Raw genomic sequence first — 12989 nt, forward strand, 5'->3', positions numbered from 1 at the left:
TCCCTATGCGCTCAGCGCGGATAGTAAGGCGGAATATTGGCGTCGACATTCACCCACACCGACTTCGCCTGAGTATATTCGCGCATCACTTCGAAGCCCATCTCGCGGCCATAACCGCTTGCGCCTACGCCGCCGAAGGGCGATCCGGGACTCACGCGTTTGTAGCAGTTGATCCACACCATGCCGCTCTTCAATTGGCGCGCGAAGAGATGCGCGCGTTGCAGCTCGCGCGTCCAGAGGCCCGCGCCGAGGCCGTATTCGGTGCCGTTCGCGATTGCGAGCGCTTCTTCATCGCTCTTGAACGTGCTCACGGCGACGAACGGGCCGAAAACTTCCTCCTGCGCGACGCGATCGGTCGGCTTCGCCTCCACGATGGTCGGCTCGACATAGCAGCCGTTCGCGAGCGCCGCGGCCTCCGGCGCCTTGCCGCCCGCGAGCACGCGCCCGCCCTGCTCGCGCGCGACATCGACATACGACAGCACGCGGTCGCGATGCATCTGCGATGTGAGCGGCCCCATTTCCGTCGACGGATCCAGCGGATCGCCGATGCGGATCGAGCGCGCCAGCGACGTGAAGCGCTCCAGCAAGTCATCGGCGATCGACTCGTGCACGATCAATCGCGACGCCGCGATGCACGCCTGTCCCTGGTTATGGAAGATGCCGAACGCGGAGCCTTGCACGACGGCATCGATATTCGCGTCGCCGAACACGACGTTCGCGCCCTTGCCGCCCAGTTCCAGTTGCACTTTCTTCAGATTGCCGCTCGATGCCTGCACGATCTTGCGGCCCACCGCCGTCGATCCGGTGAACGCGACCTTGCCGATCTCCTGATGCTCGGCGATATATTGCCCCGCGACGTGCCCGAGCCCCGGCAGCACGTTGACGACGCCCGCCGGAAAACCGACTTCGGCCATCAACTCGGCGATGGCGAGACTCGATAACGGCGTCAGTTCGGCCGGCTTCATCACGACGCAATTGCCCGCCGCGAGCGCCGGCGCCATCTTCCAGCTCGTGAACATCAGCGGAAAATTCCACGGCACCACCTGCCCGACGATGCCGACCGGCTCGCGCGTCAGATAGTTGAGAAAGCCCGCTTCGACCGGAATCACCGAGCCTTCGAACTTGTCCGCCATGCCGCCGAAGTAGCGGAACGTCGCGGCCGTGCGCGGCACGTCGAGGTTTCGCGTGTCGCGGATCGGGTGGCCCGTGTCCATCGACTCGAGACGCGCGAGTGCATCGGCGTTGGCTTCAATGGCATCGGCGAGTTTCAGGAGCAGGCGCCCGCGATCGGCAGCCGCCATGCTGCTCCACGTCGGGAACGCTTTTTTCGCGGCTTGCACCGCGCGATCGACGTCCTCGCGGCCTGCCATGGAGACTTGCGCGATCTCGCTGTTGTCGTGCGGATTCAGGGTCGCGAGCGTTTCGCCGGAAAGGGCGGGCACGAAGCGGCCATCGATGAAGAGTTGCGTTTGCATGTCTTGCTCGTGTCGAAGATTGAGGGCGAAGCCTTCCCCGCGACGCCCGATGAAGGCGTCGTCGTGTCGAAGAGAAGCGAAGAAGCCGGGAAGCGTTTAGAGCGCGACCGGATACGGCGGCAGTTCGCCGCTTTCGTAGCGCCTGGGCAGATCGGGCGTCGCGTTCTCCCAGACGAGCAGCATCGAGCGCTTCTGCGAGTAGCCCTTGTGGCGGATGTCGGCGGGCATCGCGGCGATATCGCCGGCGTTCATCGTGATGCGCGCGCGCGGCTCGCCGGTGTCCTTGTCGGCCACGTCCCAGATGATCTGATCCGACAGTTGCAGGAACCATTCGACGCGGTCGTTGCCGTGAAAAACCGGCAGCACGAACTCCTCGGTCGTCGGGCAAAAGAGGCTTTGCTTGCACACGGACGTGACCGACGGATTCCATGTCACGTCCGAACGCGACAGATACTTGAACAGGCTGAACGCGTGCAACTGCCCTTCGAATCCGGGCTCGGCGTGAATCTCCGGCTCGTCCTGCGAGACATCCGCGAACTGGCGATTCACCGGGAAGTCGTCGCGCAGCGGTGAGTCGCCTTCGAGACCGGGCATGCGCTTGGTCGCAATGCGCGTGCGGTCGATCGCCGCGATGTTGTCGCCGTGCTTGGCGCCGAACGCGGAGCCGGTTTCCTCGGGTGCCGCGAACGGATCGAAGCCTTCGTTGACCCAGTCCTTCAGGATCGCCTTGAAGGTCGCCATGATGATCGGCGTTTCGAACTGCTGCGTGTAATCGACGCCCGCCTCGCGGAAGCTCGCGTTATACGCGCCGGCATACATGTCGACCTTGCCGTAGTGATTGCGCGTGCCGAGCACTTCGTCGAAATTGACCCAGCCGTAGAAGAAGCCCCATGCGACGTCGCGCATCATCGCGCGCAGGAAGTCGTCGGCGTGCATCTGATGCGAGCGCGTCTGTCCTTGCGCCGGCCATTTCACGGTGACGAAGTACGCGTCGCGGCTGAATTCGAAATCGCCCAGCTTGAACGTGCGGTAGCCGGTGTTCGCATCGGGGTCGGTCGCGACTACGCTCTGAAGGAATGCTGCGTGATCCATGATGGTGTGCTCCGAATGTTTGAAAGTGGTTGGCGTATGCGTGTTCACTGAATGCAGATGTCGGCCCACTTCTCGACCGAAGCCGAACCGAGGATCGTCTGCACGAGCAGCACGCCGGTCTTTCGCGCTTCGAAGCGATACGCCACGCCAGCGGGCAGGAGCGCCTGATGACCGCGACGCAGACGCACGAAACCCATCTTCTGGCCCGAAGGCTCGCCTTCGAGCTTCACCGTGCCTTCGACGTTTTCGGCGACCAGTGCGCCATCGGAAGGCTTGATGAAGTGCACGTCGATTTCGCCATCGAGCGCGACCGCGAATTCATCGTGCGATGCGCAGAACCACGGCGACACGCCTTGTGCGCGCAACGTTTCGATCACGTACTTCAGGTTCTTGCCGACGACCACTTTTTCGTAAGGCGCGGCGTGGCTCGCGACTTCGAACACATTGGACATCGCGTAATGCGAGGCCTTGCCCTTGATGACTTCGATGTTGCCCTTGCGATAGTTATCGAGGCTGCCGAGTTGGGTCTGTTGCATGTCTGTCTCCTTGTCTGCGGTCACGTTCGCGGTGTCGCGCTGGAATCAAGATTAGGGCTGCGAGCGGCGAGAGGCAATGAATCGAGGTTCGCGTTTGCCGAACGATGCGTGCTCGATCGCGGCCCTAGGGAAAGTACTTACTGCTGCGCTTGCCTGTCCGCGAGCCACGGATAACGCAGCGTGTCCGCGCCTTCGTAGTCGGGATCGAGATAGATGAAGCAGCGCTGGATCTTGAAGTCGCGGATCTCGAATACGTCCGTCCAGCGGCCCGCATGCGTGACGCCCGCGCGCCAGTCGACGCCGCCTTTCGTGGTGCCGTAGCTCGTGCCTTCGACGACCACCGTGTCGCCCTGCTGAATCACATTCAGATACGCGAGGTCATGCTTGAACTTCGCGACGATGGAACCGAGATCCGCGAAGAGTCGTTCGAAGGCCGCGCGTCCCGTCGCGATGCCCCACTTCGGGAAATAGACTTCGGCGTTATCGTCGAACAAATCGAAAAACGGTGCGCCGCGATCGAGCCTGCGCAGATATTCGAGCGCGATGGTCTTGCGCTGTTCGTCGGTCATGGTGATGGGGTTCATAGTCTCGTCTCCTGTTGTCCAGTTCAATGCAGCGTGCGCAGATAAGCGATGATCTTCTGGCGTCGCGCTTCATCGCCTTCGAAATAGGTCATCGCGTTGCCGGGTGCGACGGATTGCGTATCGGTGAGCCACGCGTCGAGCAGTTGCTCGTCCCAGACCTTGCCCGCCGCGGCCGCCTTCATGCCCGCCGAATACTTGAAGCTCGGGTCGGACGCCATCGGCTTGCCGGCGATGCCGAAGAGATTCGGCCCTTGCCCGTTCGGCTCGCCCTTGCCGAAGGTGTGGCACACGGCGCAGTTGTTCGTCGTGAGCTTTTTGCCGACCGCAACGGGATCTTGTTGCGCGCGCACGGTGGTGCTGACGAGCGCGAGCATCGTCAATAGATAAGCGATCCGAATCATGATTGAGCTCCGTTGGCGGACTGCGCCGCACGATAAGCAAACGCGATGATTGGCCCGAGCGTGCCGCCGCCCGCCCAGTAAGCGCGCGCGGACGCCGACGCGACGCAATTGCCGACGCCGTAAAGACCCTTGATCGGTTCGCCGCGCGTATCGAGCACCTGTCCGTGCGAATTGGTTTTCGGGCCGCCCTTGGTGTCGAGATTCCCCGCGACGATGAGCGCCGCGTAGTACGGTCCCTTTGCGCTCAGCGGATACATCGTCTCGTTCTTCTGATCCGCTTTCTTCGATACCGGCCCGTTGAACAGCTTCTCGACGATGCGCTCGCCGCGATGGAAATCCTGATCCACGCCCGTCTTCGCGAAGCCGTTGAAGCGTTTGATTGTCGCCTCGACATTGCGCACGAAGTCGTCGGAAAGATCGGCGCTGCCGAGCGCGCTTTTGTGCTTCGCCATGCGTTCGCGAATCGCGGCTGCCAGTTCCGTGAGCGTATTGCCGCGCAGTACGTGACGGTCGTTCGATCCCTTCGGCACGATGAGACTGCCGTAGTCATCGCTCGCGCAATGGTCCTGCGCCTGCTGGTCCCAGATGGAAACAAGCGTGAGATTCGGATACTCGCCCTTCGCGCCGTCCCATTCGGAGAAGGTCGCGCAGACTTCGTTGTACGCGAGCTTCTCGTTGACGACGCGCTTGCCGTACTTGTTCACGTAGAGCATCGAATCGCCGGTCGGCGTGAAGATGCCGGACAGCGAGCCGTCTTTTGCGACGGCCTTGTCGAGCGAGATCGGCGCCATCCACGAGTAGTTCATGTTGCGCAACTGCACGTCGAGCGCGCTCGAAATGCGCACGAAATCGCCTTCATTGGTGGGCGCGGCGCAACCGCCATACACCGCGCCATGCAGGAAGTTCTTGCGCAGTTCGGGATCGTGCGTGAAGCCGCCCGTTGCGAAGATGACCGCCTTTTTCGCGCGCACGCGAAAGAGCGTGCCCTCTTCCGTCAGCGATTCGACGCCCATCACCGCGCCCGATTCATCGACGAGCACCTTCTGCACGCGATAACCCGTCCTGATGTCGATGCCGTCGCGCCGTGCCGCGGCGCTCATCGTGCGGATCGCGACGCGTCCGCCATCGGACATGCTCGGCAGTCCGTCCTTCGGAAACAGCACGCGGCCGCGCGGCGCCTTGTCTTCCGGCAGCTCGGCCCAGTAATCCGGCACCGCCGCTTCATGTCGATACGGCAGCGCGCCCTTGCTCGCAAGCAGTTCCGCCGCGGGCGACGCGCTGTCGTAGATCGCCTCGCACATCTCGTACTCCCAGTCCGAGAGGCCGAGCTTCGGCAACGACGGATCGTATTGCTCGGGCCGCGACAGACGCGCGACATAGCGCATGTAATCGGGCTTCGGATCGGCGATCCCCGCGCGGCGCATCGGCTCGTTGTTCGGCACCCAGTACCAGAACGCGGCTTTCGCGGCCGTGCCGCCGACGCTGCCGGCCTTCTCCAGAATCACGACGCGGTTGCCGAGCCAGCGCGAGAACAGCGCGCACGGCAGGCCGCCGCCTCCGCCGCCGCACACGACGACGTCGTACTCCGCATCGAATTTGATGTCGCTCGCGGCACGCGCGGTGAGCGACACCGCGCCGAATGCGGCCGCCGCGGTGCCGGCGCCCGCAGCCTTGATGAAATTGCGCCTCGACGCGGCGGGAAGCTTGTTGGTCTCACTCATGTTCGTCTCCATCGTTGGAATGTGCTCACCAGTAGTGCCACGCCTGCACGAGTATTCCGTTGGTGAGCGTGGTGTTGCGCCCCGAAACCGAGTGCTGGTACTGGATGGAAAGCTGGTCGTACATCTTCTGGTGCAGAAACGGCAGGCTGTTCGGCTTGAACTGGAACAGCACGCCGAGCCCCACGGTCGTTTCGCGGCTCGCGCTGTTCGCAAGCGGCATCGACGCGGTCTGGTTGAACGTTCCGCCGCTCGTCTGGTAATCGAGACCGACGAAGGGAATCGCGAAGGGGTTGTCGGGCGGCGAGATGCTGTAGCCGACGCGCAGGTTCAGGTGAAACGTGTTGCCCGGGCTCAGGTCGTCGTGACCGGAGCGCAGCGTGCGTCCGCGCAGAATGCCGCCGAGCAGCAGATCGACGTTCACATGCCCGTACCAGTCGTCGTAGAAGACGGATGGCCAGAACGACCACGTGTTCGTCGATACATCGTTCTGGCCGATCGGCACCTGTACGTAGGCCTGGAAACCGAGCGTCGTCGCGGGCGCGGGGTTGTACCAGACGAGCCCGCCGACGAGCGGATCGCCGATACCGCTCGCGGAAAACTGTGAGCCCTGCGTGCGAATCTCGGGCAGCGTGATGCTCGCGTTGAAGCCGACATGCGGCAGCGACGGCACTTTCCAGTAGTGGATGAACGTCGAGAGCCCGACGAACGTGTTCGTGCCCGGACCCGCGACCTGATTGCCGTGCGAATCGAAGGCGCGGTTGTCGTGATTCCATTCGAGGTTCTGGCCGAAGGAATCGTATGTGCCTTCGAAGTCGCTGCTGAACTGCCAGGTCTGCGGGCGGTCCGTCGCGAAGGGAATGCCCGACGCGTGCGCCGTCATCGAACAAAGCGCGCCAAGCAGGGCGAGCGCGCATGTTCCCCGCCTTCGAATCGTCTGTCGTGTGTGCCGCGTTTGCATCGTCGTCTCCGTCGTTCGTGTCGTATGGGCGAACGTTACGAAGACGCGGCGCGCGGGTCTTTCAGGTTTTGCGAGTTTCAGATTCCGGGCGGCTCGCGGACGGATCCGGGTATACACCGGGACGCAAAGCGCGCACGCGGCGTTCGCGAATGGCGACCCATCGCGCGTGCAAGGGCTTCCCGCGCGCATCTATACTCGCGTGAACAGCGGCGTCCGATGGTCCAGTGGCAAGCCGCGCAAAGACATGGAGACACGATCATGAGCGCCACCGCCGCGCCCGCCCGCATCGACCGCTTCAGCGCGGTCACGGGCGTCCCGGGACTCGAATACTGCATTGCCGGACCGCGTCCTTATTCGCTTGAGCTGAACAATTCGTCGGACATGATCTGCCTGTTGCTCGGCACGATCGTCTCCGACACGCGCTACGACGACGGCCCGGCCGCGCCCTTCACGTTTCGCGCTGAAACGGCCGCTTATCATCCGCGCGGCGGCAGCATGTGCATCGACGCGCACGACGTGCGTCATGGCTTCATCGCGTTTCGTTATTCGGAAGCGTTCGTGAATCGCATCGCGGACAGAAGCACCGAGCGGCTGCGTCGCGCGGGCAGCCGCAGCAATCTCGGCGCCGATTCCATCCGGCATCTCGTGCGTTATGCGCGTCAGAAAGCGCCGAGGGAGTCGGGCAAGGTCGATCCGTGGGAGCTGCAATGCGTCGCGACGCTCGCGTGGATCGAAACGACGCGGCATCTCGAACGCGCCGCGCGCGAGCGCAAGTCCGCGCTGACGGACGCGGGATTCGCCACCCTCGAAGCGTTCGTCGCGGACAACATCGACCAGAGCCTCTCCTGCGCCGATATCGCCGCCGAACTCGATCTGCCCGTGCGCGCCGTCTTCGATGGCGTGAAGGCGCGCACCGGTTATTCGCTCTATCGCTACGTGCTGGAAAAGCGCATCGGCGTTGCGGCGCACATGCTGCGTTCGGGCGATGCGCCGCTCGTCGATGTCGCCGCCGCGTGCGGATTCTCGTCGCAGCAACACATGACGGCGCTCTTCTCCGAGCGGCTCGGCACGACGCCGCTGCGTTACCGCAACGGCGCAGCCTAGCGGACGGAAACAGGAGGAAGCATGGACCTCTTCATGTCGATGGAGGCCTTCGTCCGCGCAGCGGAAGCGCAGAGCTTCGCGAGCGCGGCGCGTCAGCTCGGCGTGGCGAAATCGGTCGTCACGTCACGCGTGAAGCAGCTCGAAGAGCATTTCGGCGTCGCGCTGTTTCATCGCTCGACGCGTGCGGTGCGTTTGTCGGAAGTCGGCGAAACGTACTATCGCGATTGCCTGTTGCTCGTCTCCAAGGTGCGCGAATTGTCGGGGCGCGCGAGCGCGGAAACGCAGTCGTTGTCGGGCACGCTCAATGTTCACGTGCTGCCGGGCTTCGCGCTCGGGCATTTCTCGCAGGCGCTGATCGCGTTTCGCGAGGCGCATCCGCGCATCGAGTTCGTCGTGACGGTGAACGATCGCGTAATCGATCCCGTCCAGGAAGGCTTCGATCTCGCGTTGCAGATCTATCCGCCCGCGTCGAATCTGCTCGTCGAACGCAAGCTCTTTCCGGTGCGCGGCGTCTTGTGCGCGACGCCCGCCTATCTCAAGGAGGAGCCCGTCATCGAGACGCCGCTGGATTTGCTGCGCCACGATTTCGCGCGTTACGCGCACTATCCGTGGGGCGACAACTGGCCGCTCATGAAGGGCAACGAGTGTTATGAAATCGCGCTCAACGCCGTGTTGAAGACCAACAGCGTGCATCTGCTGCTCGAGTTCGCGCGCGCCGGCGCGGGTGTCGTCTATCTGCCGACGATGGTCGCCGCGAGCGATCTGCTCGAACGCCGGCTCGTGCGCGTGCTGCCCGACTACGCGGCGCCGCCGCTGTGGCTCTCCGCGGTGTATCCGACCTCGCATCGCTCGACGACGAAGGTGAAAGCGTTCGTCGATTTCCTGCGCGAACGCTATCTGAGCGAGCCGCAATGGGACAAAGCGCTCGGCATTTCGCCGCCCGACGACGAAGAGCGCGACGTCGACGAAGAACTCGGCGACGTATGACACGCGCTAGAGAACATAGAGCCACGCGAGCAACGTGCCGATCGAGAATAGCGTGGTCATCGAGATGACCGCGCCGACCACGCTTTTCTCCACGTCGTACTCCGACGCGAGCACGTAAGCGCTTTTCGCGGTCGGCACGGCGGCGCAGACGACCGCGGCGATGGTCGCGGTGCGATCGAGTCCTGCCGCGATGCAAAGCGCGTACACGACGAGCGGCACGATGACGAGCTTGAGCGCCGTCAGCAGCGCGTAGAGATTCACGCGGCCGCGCAACTCGTTCAAGGTCAGATCGAGACCGATTGCGAAAAGCGCGCACGGCGTCAGCGCTTCGCCGAGTATCGTGAGGAACGACACGGCGGGCGCGGGCAGCGTCAATCCGCCGATCGACCACAGCAGCGCGCAGATCGTTGCGAGAATCACGGGATTGGTCGCGATCTGGCGCGCGAGCGCCGTCACATTGATCTTGCGCGACGCGTCCAGCCGGCCGATCTCGACCAGTACGACGAGCACGGGAAACATGATCGCGCCGACGAAGACGGTCGCGACCGCCGCCGCGAGCACGCCGGGCTTGCCGTACAGCGTCTTCAGGATCGGCAGCGCGACGAAGCCGGTATTGGTCATCGACACCGCGGCGGCGAGCATCGCGCTCGCGGCAAGGCTGGCACCGCGCGCGATTCGCGCGACGAGCAGCACGGCCGCGAAGCAGATCATCGAGCCGCCGCCGAACGCGGCGAGAAAGCGCCATTCGAGCAGCGAATGAAGCGGCTCATCGGCGATGGTGACGAATACGAGCGCGGACATCGCGACGTAGTAGGCAAAGCGCATCAGCGACGGCGCGAGCGTATGCGGCATGTAGCCCGAGACGCGCGCCACCCATCCCGTCAGGATGACGGCGAAGATCGGAAGAATCATGCCGGCGAGATGCATGGCGGGCTCCGATGTGGATGAAGCGCCCGGGCGCGACCGCCCGTTTCTGAATGGGCATCATTATCGGAGAAAAGCAGCGCGCGACGTGCGAATCTGCGCAGTCGCGCGACGGCGGGGTTCAGCGCTCGAGATGTGGCCTCGTTGTCGTCTGCAATGCGAAGCGTCCCGAGCGCGCCAAACAATTGCTTTCATTCGCGCCCCGGCATCGCGCCGGCGGCGAGGCTGCCGTCGGCGCGTGCGGCGAAGTAGCGCTGGATCGCGTCGATATGATTCTCGATCAGCGGATTGCCGCGGTAAGCGGGCATGCCCATCTGCGGATTGCCGTCGAGAATCGCGGCGATGAAGCGCTCGCGGCTCTGCGTGCGCGCAAAGCCGACGATCGACGGCGCGGCGAGTCCCTCATGGTCCTTGCCATGACAACGCGCGCAGTCGGCGACACGCACCGCGCGCCATGCATCGACGAGCGCGGCGTCGGCTGCGCCGGGCGTCTGCGTTTGCGCACGCGCGAATAGCGACACGCCGGCCATGCACGCGAAAACGCACGAAAGCGATCGTCGCGTCATGTGGGCCGTCCGCGCCCCGCTCACTGCTTGCGATCGGACAGCCGGCCGACGTACTTCCATCCCTGGTCGCGCGTCCATACGTAGGTGAAGCCCGTCGGGCCGTCGATGAAGACGGTCATCGGCCGCTCGCTATCGGACGCTTCCTTTTGCGGTTCCGCCGACGCGGGCGTGATGCGCGCTTCCATCGGCTTGAGACCGGCGTCGCGATCGTCGAGGCGCCAGCCGTCTGTATCGGCATAGGTCAGGCGCGATGTTCCGCCCGACGGGGTTTGAACCGTGAGCGTGAGCGGACCGCCGTCGACGGCGATGGGGCGTGCGTCGGCATCGTTCGTTCCGTTCGCGGCGAGGCTCACGTCGCATGCCGCGCCGAACGCCGCTGCGATGATCGTGAGGAACATTGCGTACTTCGTCAGATGGGATCTCATTTCGGTAGCTCCTTGCTGGCCGCGTGACGGCGGCTGTGTGGATGTGCTCATACATCAGAGAACGAACGAGGCCTCGATGAATGTGAAGCCGGGAGATCCGCGAGCGATGGCGATAGGGTTTTCGCTACTGAATCAGGAGCGTCGCGCATGCCGGGCGTTGTGTGGCGAACCCACGTGCGGCCGATGAGAGGCCGTCTTGTGATGGGCTCTACTATCGACCGAACGATCGTCGGGAAAAACCACGCATCCGGAGGGACGTCACCCCGCCATCGGGGGACTGCGCATTGGAAGGTGATCGGCGGGAGGAAGGAATGGGATCGAAGGCGTCCCCGCCGCCTTCGTTACGTCACTGCCGGCACTTTGCTTTTATTGACCATCATAGATATTGCAGCTTAGTCCCGGCGTGCAGAGCTGACTGGTGCTGACCGGCCACGCGTCGCGCGATGCGCTGCCGGACTTGTGCATCGCCGTCGCCCCGCCATAGCTGGAATCGTTCGTTGCCGTGCTGCTGTCTTGCGCACTTTGCTGCGCGGCACTGCCTTGTGCCGGCGACATCTGCATGTCTTGCGCCTGCGCGAAAGGGCTCATCGCGAAGACGCTAGCGGCCGTTGCTGCCAATAGAAAAGTTGCTCTCATCGCCACCACCTCTTGGATCAGGGAATTCATTGAGGACTGCAAGCTTGCGACGAGCTTGCGGGCACGCATGCGGGGACCGGGTTGCGGGCGCGGGGCGGTGCGCCTTCCAGGCTTCTGATCGAACGCGAGGATTTAGGGGCCTGTAGGCACCGAAAGCGCGTAGCTTGTAGCACGCACTCCTACGTTATACCGTGGATCGAAAAAGTAAATTCCGATCGGCGCTCTCCTTTGCACGCGCGCGTCACGCAGGTTTTGCGAACGCGCTTGCTTAAGCGGGCTGCGATATCGCGCGATGTCCGGAACGCGAAGCGGCCGGCCGGTTTTGATATATTGGCTTTCCCGCCCGGGAGTTTCTGGCAATGCGTGTCGGCCGACCTGTCAAACCTCTGCCTCATCCGAACTGCGACTACTGCAACGCGCCCGCGACCCTGACACGCGCGGGCGACGAAGCCTATCCTTATCGCGACGACCACGGCCCGCTCTGGATGTGCGCCGATTGTCAGGCGTGGATCGGCATCTTTCCGCGCAGCACGCGCAACGTCCCGCTCGGCCGTCTCGCCGATGCGCGATTGCGCGATCTGAAAGTGAAGCTGCATGCGGCGCTCGAGCCGCTCGTCCAGGCCAAGGTCCGGCGCGACGGCTGCAATGTTTTCGAGGCGCGGTCCAAGGGAATGAAGTGGCTCGCGCAGACGATCGGCGTCGAGCCGGACAAGTGCAGCATCCACACGCTCGACGCCGACGAGTGCGAGCGCGCGATCGCGGTTGTCGAACATTTCGAACAGGAACGCGGTCAGCACCCTTCAGATTCGGCGAGCGATGAACGTTAACCTGAGAAGGTCAACCACCGATCCTCGCATGTCACGCACTCTACCTTTCCAGCGCTCGCCTCAGGCGACGCGCGCACGGCTCAGCAAGGCACAGCTGCTTCCCATCCCGCGCGCGGTGGCCGACGAGCTCGCGCTCGCGGCGCATATGTCGCTGACGGCTTTGCGCTCGGGCTCGCCGGATATCGCGCCCGCGCAGCACATCACCGAGGCGATGTATCTCGCGAAATTCCTCGCGGAAGCCGGCCACGGCGACTTCGCTCACGACGAACTGCTTCGCGCGGATCAGGCGATGGCCGCCGTGTTCGACGCCGGCCGCACCTCCGGCTCGTGGACGCTCGCGGCAGAAGACTTCGACCGGCTCGCCGCAATCGTGTCGCTTTACGATCATCAGTTGCGGCGGGCGTCCCTGGGGGCGCTTTCGGTCGCGAGCGAGCGGCTCGAACGGTTCAAGGCGGGCGAGCCTTATCAGCCGCTGCACGCGCGGAAGTGCGCAGATCGATTTTTCCTCGATGAACTTTAGGTCGGGATGCCGCGCATCCTGATCAAAGACGCGCCATGTGCCATCTTGATCCTCGCGATAGAACGCAGCGTGCATGCTGTGATGGAGTGGCTTCGTTTGGCGTCGTTGGTGTCGGCGCGATTTGGTTCATGTTCCATTGACGAGGAAGGCGGGCACTCCGTCAGTTAGTTGCGCAGGTGACCACATTCACCTCGCCGGCGCGCGCGCAGTTTTACTCTAAGGGTGACTACGCA

Annotated in this window: 15 protein-coding genes; 4 read left to right on the forward strand and 11 right to left on the reverse strand. The window is 63.7% G+C overall.

All coding sequences use genetic code 11. From position 1 onward, the window contains the following. Nucleotides 1–11: 11 nt before the first annotated feature. The 7 genes from NCT32_RS28785 to NCT32_RS28815 all read right to left on the reverse strand — a co-directional run bounded on the left by NCT32_RS28785 (nucleotide 12) and on the right by NCT32_RS28815 (nucleotide 6767). Nucleotides 12–1475 (reverse strand): aldehyde dehydrogenase family protein, encoded by a 1464-nt coding sequence (locus NCT32_RS28785; protein ID WP_061119518.1) that lies wholly within the window; start codon nucleotides 1473–1475, stop codon nucleotides 12–14. Nucleotides 1476–1571: 96 nt separating this feature from the next. Beyond that, a complete protein-coding gene (locus NCT32_RS28790; RefSeq protein WP_061119519.1) occupies nucleotides 1572–2567 on the reverse strand; it encodes a hypothetical protein in 996 nt (331 codons plus the stop codon). 44 nt (nucleotides 2568–2611) lie between these two features. Then, entirely contained in the window at nucleotides 2612–3103 is a 492-nt protein-coding gene (locus NCT32_RS28795; RefSeq protein ID WP_061119579.1) for a hypothetical protein, read from the reverse strand. Nucleotides 3104–3240: 137 nt separating this feature from the next. After that, nucleotides 3241–3687, reverse strand: a complete 447-nt coding sequence (locus NCT32_RS28800) for a nuclear transport factor 2 family protein (protein ID WP_061119520.1) — start codon at nucleotides 3685–3687, stop codon at nucleotides 3241–3243. Between the two features lie 23 nt (nucleotides 3688–3710). After that, on the reverse strand, nucleotides 3711–4088 hold the full coding sequence (locus NCT32_RS28805; protein WP_061119521.1) for a cytochrome c family protein: 378 nt from the start codon (nucleotides 4086–4088) through the stop codon (nucleotides 3711–3713). Next, nucleotides 4085–5809: an FAD-dependent oxidoreductase gene (locus NCT32_RS28810; protein WP_061119580.1), complete on the reverse strand. Its 1725-nt coding sequence runs from the start codon at nucleotides 5807–5809 to the stop codon at nucleotides 4085–4087. Before NCT32_RS28810 ends, NCT32_RS28805 begins: the two co-directional genes overlap by 4 nt. Before the next feature lie 25 nt (nucleotides 5810–5834). After that, nucleotides 5835–6767 carry a transporter gene (locus NCT32_RS28815; RefSeq protein ID WP_250478072.1) on the reverse strand — a complete coding sequence of 311 codons (933 nt, stop codon included), beginning with the start codon at nucleotides 6765–6767 and terminating at the stop codon, nucleotides 5835–5837. 258 nt (nucleotides 6768–7025) lie between these two features. On the opposite strand from NCT32_RS28815, the gene NCT32_RS28820 reads away from it, so the two are divergent. Further along, complete coding sequence (locus NCT32_RS28820; protein WP_061119582.1) at nucleotides 7026–7871, forward strand: AraC family transcriptional regulator; 846 nt, start codon at nucleotides 7026–7028, stop codon at nucleotides 7869–7871. Nucleotides 7872–7892: 21 nt separating this feature from the next. After that, the gene (locus NCT32_RS28825; RefSeq protein WP_061119522.1) at nucleotides 7893–8858 is read left to right on the forward strand and encodes a LysR family transcriptional regulator; all 966 of its coding nucleotides are present in this window, start codon (nucleotides 7893–7895) and stop codon (nucleotides 8856–8858) included. Between the two features lie 6 nt (nucleotides 8859–8864). On the opposite strand, the gene NCT32_RS28830 is transcribed toward NCT32_RS28825, so the two are convergent. From NCT32_RS28830 to NCT32_RS28845, 4 genes are all read right to left on the reverse strand, one after another. Then, the gene (locus NCT32_RS28830; RefSeq protein ID WP_250490817.1) at nucleotides 8865–9785 is read right to left on the reverse strand and encodes an AEC family transporter; all 921 of its coding nucleotides are present in this window, start codon (nucleotides 9783–9785) and stop codon (nucleotides 8865–8867) included. A gap of 188 nt (nucleotides 9786–9973) precedes the next feature. After that, the gene (locus NCT32_RS28835) at nucleotides 9974–10348 is read right to left on the reverse strand and encodes a c-type cytochrome (protein WP_250478073.1); all 375 of its coding nucleotides are present in this window, start codon (nucleotides 10346–10348) and stop codon (nucleotides 9974–9976) included. A 20-nt stretch (nucleotides 10349–10368) separates the two neighbouring features. Further along, nucleotides 10369–10773 (reverse strand): hypothetical protein, encoded by a 405-nt coding sequence (locus NCT32_RS28840; RefSeq protein WP_061119525.1) that lies wholly within the window; start codon nucleotides 10771–10773, stop codon nucleotides 10369–10371. A gap of 366 nt (nucleotides 10774–11139) precedes the next feature. Beyond that, entirely contained in the window at nucleotides 11140–11439 is a 300-nt protein-coding gene (locus tag NCT32_RS28845) for a hypothetical protein (RefSeq protein WP_250478074.1), read from the reverse strand. A gap of 329 nt (nucleotides 11440–11768) precedes the next feature. Here NCT32_RS28845 and NCT32_RS28850 point away from each other — a divergent pair, with 329 nt between their 5' ends. Then, nucleotides 11769–12236 carry a zinc-finger-containing protein gene (locus tag NCT32_RS28850; protein ID WP_061119527.1) on the forward strand — a complete coding sequence of 156 codons (468 nt, stop codon included), beginning with the start codon at nucleotides 11769–11771 and terminating at the stop codon, nucleotides 12234–12236. 28 nt (nucleotides 12237–12264) lie between these two features. Further along, nucleotides 12265–12756 carry a hypothetical protein gene (locus tag NCT32_RS28855; RefSeq protein ID WP_061119528.1) on the forward strand — a complete coding sequence of 164 codons (492 nt, stop codon included), beginning with the start codon at nucleotides 12265–12267 and terminating at the stop codon, nucleotides 12754–12756. The last annotated feature ends 233 nt before the right edge of the window (nucleotides 12757–12989 follow it).

This window comes from Caballeronia sp. INML2 (assembly GCF_023631365.1).
Taxonomy (GTDB): Bacteria; Pseudomonadota; Gammaproteobacteria; order Burkholderiales; family Burkholderiaceae; genus Caballeronia; species Caballeronia turbans.